This is a genomic window from Klenkia soli (genome assembly GCF_900103975.1).
Classification (GTDB): domain Bacteria; phylum Actinomycetota; class Actinomycetes; order Mycobacteriales; family Geodermatophilaceae; genus Klenkia; species Klenkia soli.
In genome coordinates this window covers 176,487-195,118 of record NZ_FNIR01000011.1, presented here as the reverse complement: position 1 = coordinate 195,118, position 18,632 = coordinate 176,487, and the positions used below count along the sequence as shown (strand labels likewise).

Annotated in this window: 17 protein-coding genes; 9 read left to right on the top strand and 8 right to left on the bottom strand. The window is 73.3% G+C overall.

Annotated features, from left to right (window positions below; translation table 11 throughout):
* Positions 1-14: 14 nt before the first annotated feature.
* The 7 genes from murJ to BLS67_RS17650 all read left to right on the top strand — a co-directional run bounded on the left by murJ (position 15) and on the right by BLS67_RS17650 (position 8,944).
* The gene (gene murJ / locus BLS67_RS17680) at positions 15-2,138 is read left to right on the top strand and encodes a murein biosynthesis integral membrane protein MurJ (RefSeq protein ID WP_242654166.1); all 2,124 of its coding nucleotides are present in this window, start codon (positions 15-17) and stop codon (positions 2,136-2,138) included.
* A 64-nt stretch (positions 2,139-2,202) separates the two neighbouring features.
* Positions 2,203-3,804 (top strand): protein kinase family protein, encoded by a 1,602-nt coding sequence (locus BLS67_RS17675; protein WP_091247595.1) that lies wholly within the window; start codon positions 2,203-2,205, stop codon positions 3,802-3,804.
* Positions 3,805-3,844: 40 nt separating this feature from the next.
* On the top strand, positions 3,845-4,861 hold the full coding sequence (gene trxB / locus BLS67_RS17670; protein WP_207500704.1) for a thioredoxin-disulfide reductase: 1,017 nt from the start codon (positions 3,845-3,847) through the stop codon (positions 4,859-4,861).
* A 66-nt stretch (positions 4,862-4,927) separates the two neighbouring features.
* The gene (gene trxA / locus BLS67_RS17665) at positions 4,928-5,284 is read left to right on the top strand and encodes a thioredoxin (RefSeq protein ID WP_423221513.1); all 357 of its coding nucleotides are present in this window, start codon (positions 4,928-4,930) and stop codon (positions 5,282-5,284) included.
* 155 nt (positions 5,285-5,439) lie between these two features.
* Complete coding sequence (locus BLS67_RS17660; protein WP_091247590.1) at positions 5,440-6,555, top strand: N-acetylmuramoyl-L-alanine amidase; 1,116 nt, start codon at positions 5,440-5,442, stop codon at positions 6,553-6,555.
* A gap of 23 nt (positions 6,556-6,578) precedes the next feature.
* On the top strand, positions 6,579-7,976 hold the full coding sequence (locus BLS67_RS17655) for an aminotransferase-like domain-containing protein (RefSeq protein ID WP_207500703.1): 1,398 nt from the start codon (positions 6,579-6,581) through the stop codon (positions 7,974-7,976).
* The gene (locus tag BLS67_RS17650; protein ID WP_091247588.1) at positions 7,973-8,944 is read left to right on the top strand and encodes a D-alanine--D-alanine ligase family protein; all 972 of its coding nucleotides are present in this window, start codon (positions 7,973-7,975) and stop codon (positions 8,942-8,944) included. The genes BLS67_RS17655 and BLS67_RS17650 overlap by 4 nt, the downstream gene beginning before the upstream one ends.
* 17 nt (positions 8,945-8,961) lie before the next feature.
* On the opposite strand, the gene BLS67_RS17645 is transcribed toward BLS67_RS17650, so the two are convergent.
* The 8 genes from BLS67_RS17645 to rpmH form a co-directional block, all read right to left on the bottom strand.
* Complete coding sequence (locus BLS67_RS17645; RefSeq protein ID WP_091247586.1) at positions 8,962-9,990, bottom strand: ParB/RepB/Spo0J family partition protein; 1,029 nt, start codon at positions 9,988-9,990, stop codon at positions 8,962-8,964.
* Positions 9,987-11,042: a ParA family protein gene (locus tag BLS67_RS17640; RefSeq protein ID WP_091247585.1), complete on the bottom strand. Its 1,056-nt coding sequence runs from the start codon at positions 11,040-11,042 to the stop codon at positions 9,987-9,989. Before BLS67_RS17640 ends, BLS67_RS17645 begins: the two co-directional genes overlap by 4 nt.
* 137 nt (positions 11,043-11,179) lie before the next feature.
* Positions 11,180-11,836 carry a 16S rRNA (guanine(527)-N(7))-methyltransferase RsmG gene (gene rsmG / locus BLS67_RS17635; protein WP_091247583.1) on the bottom strand — a complete coding sequence of 219 codons (657 nt, stop codon included), beginning with the start codon at positions 11,834-11,836 and terminating at the stop codon, positions 11,180-11,182.
* Positions 11,833-12,480: a Jag family protein gene (locus tag BLS67_RS17630; protein ID WP_091247582.1), complete on the bottom strand. Its 648-nt coding sequence runs from the start codon at positions 12,478-12,480 to the stop codon at positions 11,833-11,835. The genes rsmG and BLS67_RS17630 overlap by 4 nt, the downstream gene beginning before the upstream one ends.
* 81 nt (positions 12,481-12,561) lie before the next feature.
* Positions 12,562-13,671 (bottom strand): membrane protein insertase YidC, encoded by a 1,110-nt coding sequence (yidC, locus tag BLS67_RS17625; protein WP_165617644.1) that lies wholly within the window; start codon positions 13,669-13,671, stop codon positions 12,562-12,564.
* Positions 13,664-13,981, bottom strand: a complete 318-nt coding sequence (gene yidD, locus BLS67_RS17620) for a membrane protein insertion efficiency factor YidD (RefSeq protein WP_091247580.1) — start codon at positions 13,979-13,981, stop codon at positions 13,664-13,666. Before yidD ends, yidC begins: the two co-directional genes overlap by 8 nt.
* Positions 13,978-14,349, bottom strand: coding sequence for a ribonuclease P protein component (gene rnpA / locus BLS67_RS17615; protein WP_091247578.1), 372 nt, complete (start codon positions 14,347-14,349; stop codon positions 13,978-13,980). Before rnpA ends, yidD begins: the two co-directional genes overlap by 4 nt.
* 1 nt (position 14,350) lies before the next feature.
* A complete protein-coding gene (gene rpmH / locus BLS67_RS17610; protein ID WP_040338882.1) occupies positions 14,351-14,488 on the bottom strand; it encodes a 50S ribosomal protein L34 in 138 nt (45 codons plus the stop codon).
* 608 nt (positions 14,489-15,096) lie between these two features.
* Here rpmH and dnaA point away from each other — a divergent pair.
* On the top strand, positions 15,097-16,812 hold the full coding sequence (gene dnaA / locus BLS67_RS17605; RefSeq protein WP_207500702.1) for a chromosomal replication initiator protein DnaA: 1,716 nt from the start codon (positions 15,097-15,099) through the stop codon (positions 16,810-16,812).
* A 574-nt stretch (positions 16,813-17,386) separates the two neighbouring features.
* On the top strand, positions 17,387-18,541 hold the full coding sequence (gene dnaN, locus BLS67_RS17600) for a DNA polymerase III subunit beta (protein WP_242654165.1): 1,155 nt from the start codon (positions 17,387-17,389) through the stop codon (positions 18,539-18,541).
* The last annotated feature ends 91 nt before the right edge of the window (positions 18,542-18,632 follow it).

Sequence of the window (18,632 nt, the reverse complement as noted above, 5' to 3'; positions counted from 1 at the left end):
GAGAGGGCCCCACGGTGGCCGAGATCGTCGAGCGCGCCGAGGCCGAGCGGCGCAGCGGCGAGCAGCAGGCCGCCCGTCCGTCGCGCCCGGCGTCCCGACCGCTGCCGCCGGCGCCGTACGGCGCCGTCCCGCCGCCGCTGGCTGCCCCCTCGGCCAGCGCGCTGGCCGGTCACCCGACCACCGACGACCCGGCGTTCCCGCAGCAGCGGCGCACGCGACCCCCGACCGACGGCACGGGCCGGTCGCCCAGCACCCGGGTCAGCCCGCTGAGGTCGGCCCTGGCGCCGCCGGTCCGGCCGGCTCCCGCACCGCCGGTCCCGCAGCCGCCCGCACGCGCACCGCAGCAGCCGACCGTGCCCCCGGTCTCCGGACCACGCACCCGGTCCGGGGAGCAGGTGTCCTTCCGGGCACGGTTCGTGCCGGGCCCGGACGACACCCAGGTCATCCCGGTGCTGCCCCCGGTCCCGACCCGCGCGGACGACGACGAGGACACCGGCACCGTCGAGGCCCGCGAGGGCACCCCGGGCGGCAGCCGCGGCATCCTGCGCGCCGCCGGCACGATGGCGGTCGCGAGCCTGGTCTCCCGCATCACCGGCTTCCTGCGCACGGTCGCCCTGACCGCCGCCCTGGGCGTGGGGCTGGTCGGCAACGCCTACGACGTCACGAACACCCTGCCCAACATCGTCTACGAGCTGCTGCTGGGGGGCGTGCTCACCTCCGTCGTCGTCCCGCTGCTCGTGCACGCACAGGAGCGGGACCGGGACGGCGGGGTCGGCTACGCCCAGCGGCTGACCACGCTGGCCATGGTCGGGCTCACGGTCCTCACCGTCGTGGCCGTGCTCGCTGCGCCGCTGCTCACCCGCGCCTACGCCATCACCGATCCCGAGCAGGTGCCGCTGGCCAACTGGCTGGCTCGGCTCCTGCTGGTGCAGATCGTGTTCTACGGCCTCGGTGCCCTCGCCTCGGCGATCCTGAACGCCCGGGGGGTGTTCGGCTGGCCGGCCTGGGCCCCGGTGCTCAACAACGTCGTGGTCATGATCACCGCCGTGGTCTTCGTGCTCGCCGGCGGCCCCGGCGAGCTGACCCCTCTGACCATCACGGCTACCCAGGTCTGGATCCTCGGCATCGGCAGCACGCTGGGCATCGCCGTCCAGGCCGCTGTGCTGATCCCGCAGCTGCGCCGCGTCGGGGTCCCGCTGCGTCCCCGGTGGGGCATGCGTGGCACCGGTCTGGGCGAGGTGGGTGGCCTCGGGCTGTGGGTGCTGGGCTACGTCGCCATCAGCCAGGTCGGGGTGCTCGTGGCCACCAGGGTGGCCCAGGGCGCGTTCGCCGAGGGGGGCCTGGGGCCGGCGGCCTTCGCCCGCGCGAGCCTGCTGTTCCAGATGCCGTACGGGATCATCGGCGTGGCCCTCCTGACCGCCCTCGTCCCGAGGATGAGCCGCGCCGCCAGTCGGCACGACGTCCCGGGCGTGGCCGCCGACCTGTCGCTGGGCATGCGGCTGTCCGCGGTGGGCCTCCTCCCCGTGACCGCGTTGCTGGCCGTCCTCGCCCCGGCGCTCACCACCGTCGCGTTCGCCCACGGTCAGACCGGCGTGGCGGAGGCCCGCGAGATCGGCATCGCACTCGCCCTCGGTGCCTTCGGGTTGTTGCCGATGGCGGTGACCCTGCTCCAGCTGCGGGTGTTCTACGCCATGAAGGACGCCCGTACCCCCACGCTGATCCAGCTGGCCATGGTCCTGGTGCGGGTGCCCCTCCTGTATGCCGTGCCTGTGGTCGTGGAGCCCGAGCACGTGGTGGCCGGGCTGATGGTGGTCACCTCGCTCACCTACGTCACGGGATGGATCGTCGGCAACCTCATGCTGCGACGCACCTTGGGCACCCTCCGCACCGGCGGCACCGCCGGGCCGGTGCTCAAGATGCTCGGGGTCTCCGTCGCCGCCGGGGCTCTGGGCTGGGGGGTGGTGCACCTGGTGCCGGGTGTGGGCGGAACCTCCGTGATCGGTTCGCTCCTGACCCTCCTGGTCGGTAGCCTGGTCATCGGCGTCGTGGTCGTCATCGGCGTCGTGCTCGCGAAGGTCCCGGAGGTCTCGGGCCCGCTCGCCGCCGTCCGGTCACGACTGGGTGGGGCACGACGCTGACGGGTGCGGCTCCGCGACCGGCGTGCGATGCGCCGGCAGGGGATCCAGGAGGTCGGCAGCGTCCGTGACGTCGACGACCACCGGCCTGCCCGACCGCTACCGTCCGATCGACCAGCTGGCCCCCGACGAGCCGACCGCCACCGGTGTCATCCGCTCCTGGCGGGCCCGGGACCGGGTGCTCAACCGGGACGTCGCGCTGCGCGTGCACACCCCCGGTGGCCCCGCGGCCCGCGGCTGGATCGCCCGCGCGCTGACCGCCGGCGGCCTGGCCACCCCGGCGCTGTCGATGGTCTACGACGCCGCCGAGGGCACCCCCGACGACAGCCCCGCGGCCTACGTGGTCAACGAGTGGATCGACGGGCAGACCCTGGCCGAGCGCCTGGAGTCCGGGCCGCTGCCCGAGCGCGAGGCGCGCGTCGTCGTCCGCCGGCTGGCCGAGGGCGTCGCCGAGGCCCACCGGGTCGGGCTCGCGGTGGGCGGGCTCACCCCCGACCACGTCGTGCTGCGCGCCGGCGGGCTGGTGGGCCTGCTCGCCGTCCCGGCCGCCGAGGGCACCGTGCCGGGCGACGTCGCCGCCCTGGGTGCGCTGCTCGAGCTGTGCCTCACCGGCCGGCGCGGTGACGAGCCCGGTGTGGCCCCGCCGGTGATCGTGCAGCCCGACCTGGCCGCCCTGGTTCGCCGGGCCCGCTCCACCGAGCCGGGCACCGCGCTGTCCAGCGTCGCCGCGATGGCCGCCCTGCTGGGCGACCGGCCCCGCACCGGCCACACCGAACCGCACCACGCCGTCCGCGGCGACGAGTCCGAGAGCGGCTGGCTGCGCAAGCTGCGCGACCGCCGGGACGCCGAGGACGCCGCCGCGGCCGCCCACCCCGCGGCGCGCGCGGAGGAGCCCGCGCCCCGCGTCCACCGCGAACGCCCGCCGGTGCCGCAGGTGGTCGAGGACACCGCCGAGGACGACGAGCTGGACTGGGGTTCCGGCTACGACGACGAGTACGACGCCGCCGAGCCCGAGCAGGACCACGCGACCACGAGCTGGCGCCGCAGGCTGGTCGTCGTCGGCCTGCCCCTGCTGGCCCTGGCCATGGTGATCGCCGCCGGGTGGTGGCTGGGCAACAACGTCATCTCCGCGGCGAGCAGCGTCGACGACGTCCAGGGCTCCACCCCCAGCGCGTCGTCGTCGGCCGCCGAGGAGTCCGGCGGCGACACCGGCACCGCGGCCGGCACCCCGCTGCAGGTCAGCACCGCCCAGGTCTTCGACCCCTTCGGCGACGGCGAGCCCGAGAACGACGACGAGGTGCCGCTGTCCTACGACGGCGACCCGTCCACCGCCTGGACCACGCTCAACTACCGGGGCTCGGCCGACTTCGGCAACCTCAAGCCCGGCGTGGGCGTGCTGTACGACCTCGGGTCCGAGCAGTCCCTGGCCGGGGTGACCGTCACCGGCACCGCGGGCGCCACCGTCGAGGTGCGCACCGGTGACAGCGCCGACGGCGACCTGGACAGCTACGCCGTGGGTGCGCAGGGCGAGCTGACCGGCACCGACGACCTCTCCTTCGAGGCCCCGGTGACCACCCGCTACGTGCTGGTGTGGGTCACCGGCCTGGTCCCCGCCGACGGCGGCTTCGCGGCCTCGGTGGCCGAGGTCTCCCCCCTCTCCGCCGGCTGAGCCGCGGCAGCGGGGGAATGCCACCCCTAGGCTGGTCGTTGTGCCGCCCGTGACGAACGACCAGTCCAGCCCCGGCCTCACGGTCCCCACCGCCGAGGCCCCCGAGATCCCCCCGGCCGAGACCGATGCGGTCCGCGACCTGATCATCATCGGGTCGGGCCCGGCCGGCTACACCGCCGCGACCTACGCCGCGCGGGCCAACCTGCACCCGCTGGTGTTCGAGGGCTCCCAGTTCGGCGGGGCGCTCATGACCACCACCGAGGTCGAGAACTTCCCCGGGTTCCCCGAGGGCATCCAGGGTCCGCAGCTGATGGACGACATGCGCGCCCAGGCCGAGCGCTTCGGCGCCGAGCTGGTGCCCAGCGACGTCACCGAGGTCGACCTGACCGCGACCCCCAAGGTGGTCAAGGTCGGCGACGAGGTGCACCTGGCGCACGCGGTCATCGTGGCCACCGGGTCGAAGTACCGGTACCTGGGCCTGGAGAACGAGGCCCGGCTGCTCGGCCACGGCGTCTCGGCCTGCGCCACCTGCGACGGCTTCTTCTTCCGCGACCAGGACATCGTCGTGGTCGGCGGGGGTGACTCCGCGATGGAGGAGGCCACCTTCCTCACCCGGTTCGCCAAGAGCGTCACCGTGGTGCACCGCCGCCCCGAGCTGCGGGCCTCGAAGATCATGCAGAAGCGCGCCCAGGACAACGAGAAGATCCGCTGGGCGCTGGGCAAGCAGGTCACCGACGTGCACGGCGAGAACCAGGTCGAGTCGATCACCCTGACCGACACCGACACCGGGTCCACCGAGACCATGGACGTCTCCGGGTTGTTCGTGGCCATCGGCCACGACCCGCGGAGCGAGATCTTCGCCGGTCAGCTCAAGCTGGACGACGAGGGCTACATCCAGGTCGAGCACCCGACCACCCGCACGAACGTCGACGGCGTCTTCGCCTGCGGCGACGTGGTCGACCACATCTACCGGCAGGCCATCACGTCCGCGGGCACCGGCGCCGCGGCCGCGATCGACGCCGAGCGCTGGCTCGCCGACACCTTCGACGAGCGATAAGGACCTCGTCGCCCCCCACGACGCGCTCCGCACGTCGCGGGCCCCTGCGACGAGGCCGTTCCAGGCATCTGTTCCACCCACCAAGAGGAGTCCCCAATGGCAGGCAACACCGTGAAGGTCACCGACGAGAGCTTCGCCGCCGACGTGCTCGGCAGCGAGAAGCCCGTGCTCGTCGACTTCTGGGCCGAGTGGTGCGGCCCGTGCAAGATGGTCGCCCCCGTGCTGGAGGAGATCGCCACCGAGCACGGCGACAAGCTCACCATCGCCAAGCTCAACATCGACGAGAACCCGCAGATCGCCCGCGACTACCAGGTCATGTCGATCCCGACCATGACGGTCTTCCAGGGCGGCAAGCCGGTGAAGAGCATCATCGGCGCCAAGCCCAAGGGCGCGATCCTCTCCGACCTGGCCGACTACATCTGAGCCGAGCGCCAGCTCGGCACGACACGAACGGGGGCACGGGCGGCGACGCCCGTGCCCCCGTTCGGTGCGTCCGGGGTACCCGCGCTCGCCCTGCGGTGGTGCGGGGACCACAATCGGTGCTCACCGCACCACCTATCCCTGGGAGCGTCCCCCGCGTGCAGATCCTGCTACCCGGCAGCGCCGGCCCCGCCGTCGCGGAGGTCCAGGCTGCCCTGCGCGGTCTGGGTCTGCTGACCGACGACGCGAACGGCGCCGACGTCTACGACGAGGCCACGGCACTCGCCGTCCGGCACTTCCAGCAGGTCCGCGGGCTGTCGGTGGACGGTCGGGTCGGCGAGGAGACCTACCGGGCCCTCACCGAGGCGCGGTGGACGCTGGGGGACCGGCTGCTGCGCTACGACCCCGAGCGGCCCATGCGCGGGGACGACGTCCACAACCTGCAGGAGCGTCTGCTGGAGCTGGGCTACGACGCCGGCCGGGCCGACGGCATCCTCGGCGCCGAGACCGAGCTGGGGCTGCGCGGGTTCCAGCGCGACTACGGCCTCACCGTCGACGGCACCTGCGGTCCCGGCACCCTGCGTGCCCTCCGTCAGCTCGGCCGCCGGGTCACCGGGGGGCGGCCGCAGCTGCTGCGGCAGAGCGCGTCGCTGGTCGAGTCCGGTCCACACCTGATCGGCCGGGTCATCGTCATCGACCCCGGCCACGGCGGCGACGACACCGGTTTCACCGCGGGCGAGACCACTGAGGCCGACCTGGTGTTCGACCTGGCCTCGCGCATCGAGGGCCGGCTCGCCGCGGCCGGCGCGACGGTCTACCTGACCCGGGGCCGCCGGGGCGGCCCGTCGCTCGCCGAGCGCACCGCGTTCGCCAACTCGGCCGGCGGTGACCTGTTCGTCTCCCTGCACATGGAGGCGCACGGCTCCCGGCACGCCCGCGGGGTGGCCAGCTACTACTACGGCACCGGCTCCGGGGCGTCGTCCACGGTCGGCGAGGAGTTCGCCAACCTGCTGCGGCGCGAGGTGATCGCCCGCACCGGCATGCTCGACTGCGGCTCGCACGCCAAGACCTGGGACCTGCTCCGGCTGACCCGCATGCCGGCCATCCGGCTGGACTGCGGCTACCTGTCGCACCCGGTCGACCGCCAGCTGCTGCTGGACGCCCGGCTGCGGTCCACGGTGGCCTCCAGCGTGCTGGCCGCCGTCCAGCGGCTGTTCCTGCCCGCCGAGGCCGACCCGCCGACCGGCACCTACCAGCTGTCGACCCCGGCGTAACGCGCGGCCCATACACTCGGGCGATGCCTTCCCCGACGCCTGACCCCCCGGTCGGCGCAGCGGTCCCCGGCCAGGTCCCGGTCCCGGCGCGTCACCCGCGGCTGGACCCGCTGGCCGACCGCTACGCCGCCCGCACCCACGGCATGAAGAGCTCGGAGATCCGGGCCCTCTTCTCCGTCGTCAGCCGACCCGAGGTGGTGTCGCTGGCCGGCGGCATGCCGGCCGTCACCGCCCTGCCGCTGGACGCCGTCGGCTCGATGATCGGCGAGCTGGTGTCGGGCATGGGCGCGCAGACGTTGCAGTACGGCTCCGGCCAGGGCGACCCCCGGCTGCGCGAGCGGATCTGCGACGTCATGGCGCTCGAGGGCATCACCGACGCCTCGCCGTCCGAGGTCGTGGTCACCGTCGGCTCCCAGCAGGGGCTGGACCTCGTGACCCGCGTCTTCGTCGACCCCGGCGACGTCATCCTGGCCGAGGCGCCGTCCTACGTGGGTGCCCTCGGGGTCTTCCAGGCCGCCCAGGCCCGCGTGCAGCACGTGCTCATGGACGACGAGGGCTTGGTCCCCGAGGCGCTCGAGGACGCGCTCATCGAGTGCCGGGCGCGCGGTGACAAGGTCAAGTTCCTCTACACGATCCCCAACTTCCACAACCCCGCCGGCATCACGCTCACCGAGGAGCGCCGCGGCAAGGTCATGGAGATCGCCGACCGCTACGACCTGCTCGTGGTCGAGGACAACCCCTACGGCCTGCTCGGCTTCGACCGCGAGCCGATGCGGGCGCTGCGGGCGCGCGACGCCGAGCGGGTCATCTACCTGGGCTCGTTCTCCAAGACCTTCTCCCCGGGTCTGCGCGTGGGCTGGGTGCTGGCCCCGCTCGCGGTCCGCGAGAAGCTCGTGCTGGCCACCGAGGCGCAGGTGCTCTGCCCGCCGTCCCTGACCCAGTACGCCGTCGCCCGGTACCTGGACACCCAGCCCTGGCAGCAGCAGATCAAGACCTTCATCGAGCTCTACCGCGAGCGCCGCGACGCCTGCCTGGATTCCCTGAGCGCCCTCATGCCGCCGGGCACCACCTGGACCAAGCCCGACGGCGGGTTCTACGTGTGGCTGAAGCTCCCGCGCGGCCTGGACGCCAAGCTCATGCAGCCCCGCGCGGTGAGTGCGCACGTCGCCTACGTGCCGGGCATCGGCTTCTACGCCGACGGCCAGGGCAAGGAGTACATGCGGCTGAGCTACTGCTACCCCGAGCCCGACCAGATCCGCGAGGGGGTGCGCCGGCTGGCCCGGGTGGTCGAGGCCGAGCTCGACCTGCACTCCACCTTCGACGGGGTCGACACCGGGACCTTCCGCAGGGTCGGCAGCACGCCGGCCAGCCCCTCGCTGGTCGGCCCGGCGTCGACCGACCAGATCGGGGACCAGCCGTGAGCGCACCCGCCGACGTCGAGACCGACCTGCTGCGCGCCGTGGTGCTGGCCGGTGGGCTGACCTTCGAGCGCGAGGTCAGCCTGTCCTCGGGCACCCAGGTGGTCGAGGCCCTGCTGCGCGCCGGGCTGGATGCCGAGCTGCGCGACGCCGACGGCGACCTGCTCCCCGGGCTGGCTGCGGCGCCCGCCGACGCGGTGTTCATCGCCCTGCACGGCTCCACCGGTGAGGACGGCGCCGTGCGTGCTGTCCTCGACCTGGCCGGGATCCCCTACGTCGGGTCTCCGGCCGCGGCCTGCCGGTTGGCGTGGGACAAGCCGGCGGCCAAGTCCGTCGTCCGGTCCGCCGGGGTGACCACCCCGGACTGGGTCGCGCTCCCGCACTCCACCTTCCGCGAGCTGGGTGCCGGTGCGGTGCTCGACCTCATCGTGGCCCGGCTCGGGCTGCCGCTCATGGTCAAGCCCGCCTCGGGCGGATCCGCCCTCGGGGCCCAGAAGGTGAGCCGGGTCGAGGACCTCCCGGCCGCCATGGTCAGCTGCTTCGCCTACGGCGACACGGTGCTGGTCGAGCGGTTCGTCGAGGGCATCGAGCTGGCCGTCTCGGTGGTCGACCTGGGTGACGGGCCGCACGCGCTGCCCGCCGTCGAGATCACCCCCGAGTCCGGCGTGTTCGACTACACCTCCCGGTACACACCGGGCCTCACCGAGTACCACTCGCCCGCCCGGGTGCCCGACGACGTCGCCCGCCGGGCCGCCGAGGTGGCCGTCACCGTGCACGAGGAGCTCGGGCTCGCCGACCTGTCGCGCACCGACCTGATCGTCGACGCCGACGGCGCGGTGCACTTCCTCGAGGTGAACGTCTCGCCCGGGCTCACCGAGACGTCGATGTTCCCCATGGCCGTCGAGGCGGCCGGGCACCGGCTCGGCGACGTCCTGACGACCCTGCTGCGTCAGGCCGCCGCCCGCGCCTGATTGCGTCAGTGACGCAATCAGGCGGGCGGCGGTGTCTGGCTCCGGCCGGTGATGTCGGGGGCCATCATGCCGACGATCCGCTGCAGGTCGTCCACCGAGCCGAACTCGACGACGATCCGACCCTTGGCCCGGCCGATCTGCACCTTGACCTTGGTCTCGAACGCATCGGACAACCGGTGCGCGAGGTCCTCGACCCCGGGGGCGGTGATGGTGCGCCCGGACTTCCGCTTCGCCTCGGGCTGGTGGGCGACCGCCAGCGCGACGGCCTCCTCGGTCGCACGCACGCTCATGCCCTCGGCGACGATCCGGGTGGCCAGGGCGTCCATGGCCTCGTTCGTCGGCAGACCGAGCAGCGCCCGGGCATGGCCCGCCGAGAGCACGCCGGCGGCGACCCGGGTCTGCACCTTCACCGGCAGCTTCATGAGCCGGATGGTGTTGGTGACCTGGGAGCGGCTCCGACCGATCTTCGACGCGAGCTCCTCGTGGGTGGCGCCGAACTCCTCCAGCAGCTGCTGGTAGGCCGCGGCCTCCTCGAGGGGGTTCAGCTGCACCCGGTGGATGTTCTCCAGCAGGGCGTCGCGCAGCATCGCGTCGTCGGAGGTGTCCCGGACGATCGCCGGCACGGTCTCCAGCTCGGCGGCCCGGGCAGCCCGCAGGCGCCGCTCGCCCATGATGAGCTCGTAGCCGCCCTCGGCGCGCTCGCGGACCACGATGGGCTGCAGCAGACCGAACTCCTTGACGGAGTAGGTCAGCTCCTCCAGCGCCTCGTCGTCGAAGACCAGCCGCGGCTGCTTCGGGTTGGGGACGACGTCCCCGACGGCCACCTCGCGCAGCGACGCACCGGGAACGCCGACGACGTCGGCCGGCAGGTCGGCGACCGGAGCCAGCGTGACCGGCGCCGACACCGGACCCAGACCGGCCGCGGCCCGCTCGGCAGCGGCCTCCACCGCCTCGGCGGCCTTGGCCGCCGGCGTGGCCGTGGGCGCCGGAGCGCTGGTCGGGATGAGGGCCGCCAGGCCCCGGCCGAGACCGCCACGCTTGCTCATGAGTCCTCCTGGGATCGGGCCGCCGCGGACTGACCGAGGACGAGCGCGTTCAGCGGCGGGGCCGCGACGGGTGCCACGGCAGCAGGGGCCTGCTGCACGGGGACGAGGGGACCGAGGTCGGCCCCGCGGACGGCGAGCTCGCGGGCCGCCTCGACGTAGCTGGTGGATCCACGTGAACCCGGGTCGTAGGTGAGCACCGACTGCCCGTAGCCGGGCGCCTCGCTCACCCGCACGTTGCGGGGGATGACCGAGCTGAGCACCAGCTCGCCGAAGTGGTTGCGCACCTCGTCGGCGACCTGGTCGGCGAGCTTGGTGCGGCCGTCGTACATGGTCAGCAGGATGGTGCTCACCACGATGCCCGGGTTCAGGTGCGCGCGGACGAGCTCGATGTTCGAGAGCAGCTGACCCAGCCCCTCGAGCGCGTAGTACTCGCACTGGATGGGGATCAGCACCTCGTCCCCGGCCACCAGCGCGTTCAGCGTGAGCAACCCGAGCGAGGGCGGGCAGTCGATGAGCACGTAGTGCGGGCGCTCCTCGGCGGGCAGTGCGTGCAGGTGGGCCTCGATCGACCGGCGCAGCCGGTGCTCGCGGGCCACGACGCTGACCAGCTCGATCTCGGCGCCGGCCAGGTCGATGGTGGCCGGGACGCAGCGCAGGTTGGGGGAGGCCGTGGTGGGGTGGGTGACCTCGGCCAGCGTGGCCTCACCCACCAGGGCGTCGTAGATCGACGGTGTGCCCACCACGTGCTCGACCCCGAGGGCGGTGCTGGCGTTGCCCTGCGGGTCGAGGTCGATGACCAGCACCCGGAGACCGAACAGCGAGAGGGCGACGCCGAGGTTCACCGTGGATGTCGTCTTGCCAACTCCGCCCTTCTGGTTGGCGATCGTCAGCACCCGGATCCGGCCGGGGGCCGGGAACGGGTCCTGGTCACCGGCGTGCAGCACGCGGGTGGCCCGCATGGCCTCCATCGCGATGGGGCTGTCGAACTCGGCTGCGGCCGGCGGCAGATCGGCGGCCAGACTGCTGCGCAGCCGCTCGCCCGGGTCCGTCATGCCGAAGTCCTCCTCACCCGATCGTGTTCCACGTGGAACGCACGTCGGGTCGCTGTAGCCAGTTCCACGTGAAACGCCTGCCGTGGATGTGTTCCACGGTCAGCGTACGGGTCGACGAGTCGACCGAACCCCACTGCTCAGCGGCCGCCGCGCGTCATGACGACGACCTGGGTGGCGGCGTCGCCGAGCGTGCTGCCCACGGCACGGACGTGGACGTCCCGCATGCCGGCCGCCGTCAGCTCGGGGACCAGGCCGGGCACCTCGGCGGCGGCCGAGGCGCCGATCAGGGCCACCAGCTGCGAACCCGGCCGCAGCAACCCCCGCACCCAACCGACGAGGCGGGGGAGGGGAGCCACGGCCCGCGCGGTCACGACGTCGACCTCGCCGACCGCGCGAGCGACCGACTTCTCCTCGGCGCGGCCGCGCACGACCCGCCACTCGACACCGAGGTCGGCGACCACGTCGCCCAGGAACTCGACCCGGCGGGCCATGGGCTCGACCAGGGTCATCGCGAGGTCGGGTCGGGCGAGGGCCAGCGGGATGCCCGGCAGCCCGGCCCCACTGCCCACATCCACCACACGGGCCCCGTGCGGCACGGCCTCGGCGACGGCGACGCTGTTCAGCACGTGCCGCTCCCACAGCCGCGGCACCTCGCGCGGCCCGATCAGACCGCGCTCGACGCCGTCGGTGGCCAGCAGCTCGACGAACCGGCGGGCCTGGGGCAACCGGTCCCCGAACGCGCCGGCCGCCAGGGCCGGTTCGTCCGGGAGACCGGGGACCTGCGGGTCGGTCACGAGGCGGGCAGGACCACGACGCGGCGGTTCGGCTCCTCGCCCTCGGACTCGCTGCGCACACCCTCGGCCGCGGAGATGACGTCGTGCACCACCTTGCGCTCGAACGGGTTCATCGGGGCCAGCCGCTCGGACGTCCCGCTGGCGGCCACCCGGGACGCGGCCTGGCCGGCGAGCTCGGTGAGGTCGGACCGGCGCTTGGCGCGGAAACCACCGATGTCCAGCATCAGCCGGCTGCGGGTCCCGGTGGACTGCGCCACGGCCAGCCGGGTCAGCTCCTGCAGCGCCTCGAGCGTCGCGCCGTCCGGCCCGATGAGCGTGCGCAGCTCGCCACCCACGACCGCCACCGAGGCCCGGTCACCCTCGACGTCCAGGTCGATGTCGCCGTCGACGTCGAGGATGTCCAGCAACCGCTCGAGGTAGTCCCCGGCGACGTCGCCCTCCTGGACGAGCAGGTCGTCGGCCTCCTCGTCGTCCTCGTCCTCGTCCTCGTCGTCGGTCTCGACGACCACGGCGGGCTCGACCACGGCGTCGGCGTCGACCGGGTCGGCGTCGGGCAGCACGGTGTCGGTGTCGGTGTCCGTGTCGGGCGAGGTGTCGGAGGCGGCGTCGGTGACGTTCTCGGTGCTGCTCTGCGGTGTGCTCACGGGGTCTCTCCTACGGGAGTGCCGGCGGCCGGGGCGGGGCCCGGAGGTGGGAGGGGGCGCGTCGTCCGCGCCCGGGGTGGGTCAGCGCCGCTTGCGCTTGCCCCGGTTGGCCGGTCCGGCCGTGCCGCCCGACGCCCGCGGACGACTGGACCCACCGGCCCGCGCCGCGCCGCTGCTCGACGCGCCGCCGGTGCTCGACGCACTGCCGCTCTCGGGGGCCGGGTCGACCGCCCGGGTGCCGGCGTCGAGGTCCTGGTCGGCCTGGTCGGCCTCGGCGGCCTCGGTCGGGTCGGCGACGGACGTGGCGGCCGGGCCCTTGCGCGGGCGGACGGGCTTGGCACCGGGCTTGGGCGCCAGCAGCTTGGGGTCGATCTTCGGCTTCTCGGCCTCGGCCTTGGCCAGCGCGGCCGGCGACCCGGGCGGGGGCAGCTTCTTGAGGATGTAGAACTGCTGGCCCAGGGTCCACAGGTTGTTGGTGAACCAGTAGAGCAGCACCAGGATCGGGAAGAAGAAGCCCGAGACGAAGAGGCTGATCGGCATGCCGTAGAGCAGCAGCTTCTGGATCGTGGCGGCCTGGCCCTCGACCGGGCCGGAGCGCTTCTGGATCTGCTTCTGGGTGTAGAAGGTCGTGAAGCACATGATGACGATCAAGATCATCGCCACGATGCGGATGTTGACGTAGCTGCCGTCGGTGAGCGCGAGGATGGCGCTCTTCTTCGGCTCCATCATGTTGAACGAGGCCGCGATCGGGGCGCCGAACAGCTTGGCGCTCGCCGCCTGCTGGGTGAGGTCGAAGTCCCAGCTGTACAGACCCTGCTTGCCGGGGGCGATGCGCCGCAGGACGTGGAACAGGCCGATGAAGATCGGGATCTGGGGCAGGATCGGCAGGCAGCCGGCCAGCGGGTTGACCCCGCGCTCCTTCTGCATGGCCATCATGGCCTGGCTGAAGCCCTGCTTGTCGCTGCCGTACTGCTTGCGCAGCTTCTGGATCTCGGGCTGGATCTCCTGCATCGCCCGCTGGCTCTTGACCTGCTTGACGAACAGCCGGAACAGCAGGACGCGGATGGTCACCACGAGCATGACCACCGACAGGGCCCAGGCGATGCCGCCGGCCGGGTCGAGGAAGGTGGAGAACAGTGCGTGCCACTGCTTCATCACCCACGCGATCGCGGTGTACAGCCAGTCAAGCAACGCGGGCCTCCGTGGGGGCGGCAGGGTCGGGGGAGCGGGTCCCTGTGTCCGACGAGTGGATCAGCTGGGCGGTTCCGCGTGACCGGCGGGGCGCCGGCACCAGGTCGATGCCACCGCGGTGCCACGGGGCGCACTTGACGATCCGGACCACCGCCAGCCCGGCACCGCGCGCGGCGCCGTGCACCTGCACGGCCTCCTGCGCGTACTCGCTGCAGGTCGGGGTGAAGCGGCAGCGCGGGCCCAGCAGCGGGCTGATGCCCCGGCGGTAGAAGCCGATCGCGCCCAGCAGGGCGCGGGCGGGCAGGCTCATGCCCGGTCCAGCACGCGGTCGAGGCCGCGACCGAGGTCGCGGCGCAGGGTCGCGAGGTCGGCGTCCCCGGCCTCGGGCCGGGCCCGGACGACGAGGTCGGCCGCCGGCGGCAACCGGTGCAGCTCGTCGCGGACCAGGTGCCGCAGCTGGCGGGTCACCCGGTGCCGACGGACCGAGTTGCCGACGACCTTGCCCACCACGAAACCGGCCCGTGGTCCGCTCGGGGGGTCGGTGAGACCCCCGCCGGGGACGACGGGCCGTTCGGGGAGGTAGTGCACCACCAGGGTCGGACGCCCGGCACGCCGGCCGGAGCGGACGACCACGGTGAACTCCGGACGCCGGCGCAGGCGGGCCTGCGCAGGCAGCACGTCAGGCGGAGAGCTTCTCGCGCCCCTTGCGGCGGCGGCCGGCAAGGATGGCGCGGCCGGCGCGGGTACGCATCCGGAGCCGGAAGCCGTGGGTCTTGGACCGGCGACGGTTGTTCGGCTGGAACGTGCGCTTGCTCACGAGGTACTCCCACTGGTGACGACGAGGCGGTGACCACCGTCGAGGTGGTCACGCGGCGGAGCAGGCGGGAGGTCGGGCACGACGAACTGCGCGAGACCCCTGCCAGCACCGAGGCTGGTGGTGCTGCCACCAGGACCGGCCCACCGCATGCCGGGCACGCGGGAACCGCCCGCTGGTCGCAGACGCCGAGAAGCATAGCCGAGTCGGCCCACCCGGCGGCGGTCGGCCACGGCCGGAGCCACCGCCCGCCGGCGCCGGCGAAGCACACCGGTGTCGTTGCCCGCCTGTGGATGGAGCTGTTAGCGTCGCCGAGCCCACGGCCCGACGGCACGATCCCGGGACGCGGATCGGGGACCTCCGGACCACGCCCGGCACCGTGCTCGGTCCACAACCGCGTGCAGCCCGCTGAGCAGGGCGGATCACCCGGCAGCGGGCAGCCCGACCACCATCGACCACAGCACGTCCCCACCCGTCGTCCACACTCTGTGGACAGCCGTGTGGACCCGGGGTGCCTGACCCGGTCCACACCGGTGGACCGGACGGGGCACGAGCGGCCGGACCGGCGGACGCGCAGCAGGCACACACGGGGACGGAAGGGACGGCAGTCGATGGTCGACACCACCAGCGAGCTGGGACCGGTCTGGGACCGGATCCGGGCACGGCTGTCCGGTGACCTGACCCGTCAGCAGAACGCCATGCTGAACCTGACCCGCCCGCTGGGCCTGGTCGAGGGCGTCTTCGTGCTGGCCGCGCCCAACGAGTTCACCCAGACGGTGCTGGAGTCCCGCATCCGCACGGCGCTGACCGATGCGCTGACCGCCGAGTTCGGCCGGGAGACCAAGGTCGCCGTCCAGCTGGAGGACGTGCCGCCGTCCGTCCCCGCCGACGACGTCCCCCCGGTCCGCGAGACACCGGCCCGCGACGTCCCCCCGCGGCGGTCCGAGTGGGACCGCGAGGACCACACCGACCGCGACCAGCGGGACGCCGAGGCCCGCGAGCGGGCCGAGCGCGACCGGGACGCCGAGGACCGTGCTGCCCGCGCCCAGGAGGACGACGGCCGCAGCGCCTTCGGGGTGCGCACCGATGCCGCCCGCAGCGACGTCTGGCTGCCCGAGTCCGGTGACGGCCGCGACTGGTCCCGCGGCAACGGGGCCCCCTGGGACTCCCCCCGCAGCGACCCCCGGCGCCCGGCCCCGTGGGACGCCGACGACAGCAGCACGTCCGGCTCGTCCGGCGGCCGGGGCACCGGCGCGCCGTCCCAGTTCGGCGACCGTCGCTCCAGCGGCGGTGACCTGGGCCTGAACCCCAAGTACGTCTTCGACAGCTTCGTGATCGGCAACAGCAACCGGTTCGCCCACGCCGCGGCCGTCGCGGTGGCCGAGGCGCCGGCGCGGGCCTACAACCCGCTGTTCGTCTACGGCGACTCCGGGCTGGGCAAGACCCACCTGCTGCACGCGATCGGGCACTACGCGGCACGCATGTTCCCCGACGTGCGGGTCCGGTACGTCTCGACCGAGGAGTTCACCAACGAGTTCATCAACCTGGTGCACTCCGGCCGGGCCGAGGACTTCCGCCGTCGCTACCGGGACATCGACTTCCTGCTGATCGACGACATCCAGTTCCTGGAGCGCGCCGAGCGCACCCAGGAGGAGTTCTTCCACACCTTCAACACGCTGCACAACGCCAGCAAGCAGATCGTCATCACCAGCGACCGCCCGCCGAAGAAGCTGACGACGCTGGAGGACCGGCTGCGCACCCGCTTCGAGTGGGGCCTGATCACCGACGTCCAGGCGCCCGACCTCGAGACCCGCATCGCGATCCTGCGCAAGAAGGCCTACGGCGAGCGGTTGCAGGCCCCCGACCCGGTGCTGGAGTTCATCGCCAGCAAGGTGCAGACCAACATCCGCGAGCTCGAGGGCGCACTGATCCGGGTCACCGCCTTCGCCAGCCTGAACAAGCAGCCGGTCGACCTCGCGCTGGCCGAGCTCGTGCTCAAGGACCTGATCAGCGACGAGCAGGGCCCGCAGATCACCGCGGCGATCATCATGGCCGCCACCGCCGAGTACTTCTCCGTGACGATGGAGGAGCTGCAGGGCGCCAACCGGTCGCGCACGCTGGTCAACGCCCGGCAGATCGCCATGTACCTGTGCCGCGAGCTCACCGAGCTGTCGCTGCCGCGCATCGGGGCCTCGTTCGGCGGCAAGGACCACACCACGGTCATGCACGCGGTCAAGAAGATCACCGGCTTGATGGGCGAGCGCCGCGCCACCTACACCCAGGTCACGGAGCTCACCGCCCGCATCAAGTCGCGCGCCCGCCAGTAGGAGAAGGACCACGTCGCCCCCCGGCACACGCTCCGCGCGCACCGGGACCCTGCGACGCGGCCGGACCCACAGCGTCGACTTCGTCGGCTCCGTCGACTTGTCCCCAGAGCTGTGCACAGGTTGGGGAACCCGCATCCCCATGTCGACCGGCTGCGTACCCAGCTTCCCCCCAGCTCCGTCCCCCGGAGGGGTGCCCTGGGGACGGACCGGGGGTGGACCCGGGAGAGAGGGTGGACCAGGGGTGGAGCGGGGCGGTCACCGGTGGACGGGAGCCGATTCGTCCCCATGTCGACCCCAGGTGGACGGTCACCGGCCCACACCGTGCGAACAGGCCTGCACCCCCGATGACCTGCGCGGACGGCCCCGGTCCCCAGTACCCACACCTGTGATGACGGTGATGAGGGATGTCTGACGAGGAGTTCTCGAACCACACACTGGGTGTGCAGGGCCGGTCGACGTGTCGACCGGGAGGCCCGGGAACAACAGCGCAGGCCGCAGGAGGGGGATTCGACGCCGGGCTCCGTGGCAGGGGAGACTGTCGCCCGCAGCAGGACCGGTACGACGACGAGCAGGGGTGGACGACGAGATGAAGTTCCGGGTCGCACGCGAGGTGATCGCCGACGCCGTGGCGTGGACGGCGCGCAGCCTGCCGCCGCGCCCGTCGGTCCCCGTCCTGGCCGGGATCCTGCTGGAGGTCCAGGGCAGCACGCTCTCGGTCTCCGGCTTCGACTACGAGGTGTCGGCGCGGTCCGAGGTCGACGTCAGCTCGACCGACGACGGCAAGGCCCTGGTGCCCGGTCGCCTGCTGGCCGAGATCACCCGCGCGCTGCCCCCGCACCCGGTCGAGGTCACCGCCGAGGGCTCGCGGCTGGAGATCCGCTGCGGCAACGCCCGCTTCTCCCTCCCGACCCTGCCGGTCGAGGACTACCCGTCCCTGCCCTCGCTGCCCTCCACCGCCGGCAGCGTCGACAGCGACGCCTTCGCCGAGGCCGTCGCGCAGGTCGCGGTGGCCGCCGGGCGCGACGACACCCTCCCGATGCTCACCGGCGTGCGGTTGGAGATCGAGGACGACCGGGTCACCCTGGCCGCCACCGACCGCTACCGGTTGGCCGTCCGCGAGTTCGCCTGGCGTCCGGAGACCTCGGGGCTGTCGGCCGCCGTCCTGGTCCCGGCCCGCACCCTGGCCGACGCGGCGAAGACGCTGACCAGCGGACCGGAGGTCGTGCTGTCGCTGTCCTCCGGTGGCTCCGGCGAGGGCATCCTGGGCCTGTCGGGCAAGGACCGGCAGACCACCACCCGGCTGCTGGACGCCGAGTTCGTGAAGTACCGCGCGATCATGCCCAACGAGTCGGCGTCGCACGCGCTGCTGCCGGTCGGGCTGTTCACCGACGCCGCCAAGCGCGTGGCCCTGGTCGCCGAGCGCGGCACGCCGCTGCGCTGCGAGTTCACCCCCGGCCAGGTCACCCTGCGGGCCGGCGGCACCGACGACGACGGCCAGGCCGAGGAGAGCTGCGACGTCGAGTTCGACGGCGACCCGCTGACCATCGGGTTCAACCCGACCTTCCTGCTCGACGGGTTGGCCGCAGTGCACACCGACCGCGCCCGCATGGACTTCACCAGCGCGCTCAAGCCCGCGGTGCTCTCGGGCCACGAGGAACCGGGCGAGGACGGCGCCGTCCGCCCCGGCTCCTACCGCTACCTGATCATGCCGGTCCGCCTGCCGGGCTGAGACCCGACGCGCGACGCAGGACCGGGGCGAGCACGATGTGCACGACGACGCCGGAGGGCAGTGCCGCCCGCCCCGGGAGGACACCGACTCG

Bases quoted from the DNA above. Each gene is read 5' to 3' on its own strand.
- BLS67_RS17655 (WP_207500703.1), top strand. From the start codon at position 6,579: ATGCCTTCCCCGACGCCTGACCCCCCGGTCGGCGCAGCGGTCCCCGGC.
- BLS67_RS17645 (WP_091247586.1), bottom strand. From the start codon at position 9,990: ATGAGCAAGCGTGGCGGTCTCGGCCGGGGCCTGGCGGCCCTCATCCCG.
- BLS67_RS17640 (WP_091247585.1), bottom strand. From the start codon at position 11,042: ATGACGGACCCGGGCGAGCGGCTGCGCAGCAGTCTGGCCGCCGATCTG.
- yidD (WP_091247580.1), bottom strand. From the start codon at position 13,981: ATGAGCCTGCCCGCCCGCGCCCTGCTGGGCGCGATCGGCTTCTACCGC.
- dnaA (WP_207500702.1), top strand. From the start codon at position 15,097: ATGGTCGACACCACCAGCGAGCTGGGACCGGTCTGGGACCGGATCCGG.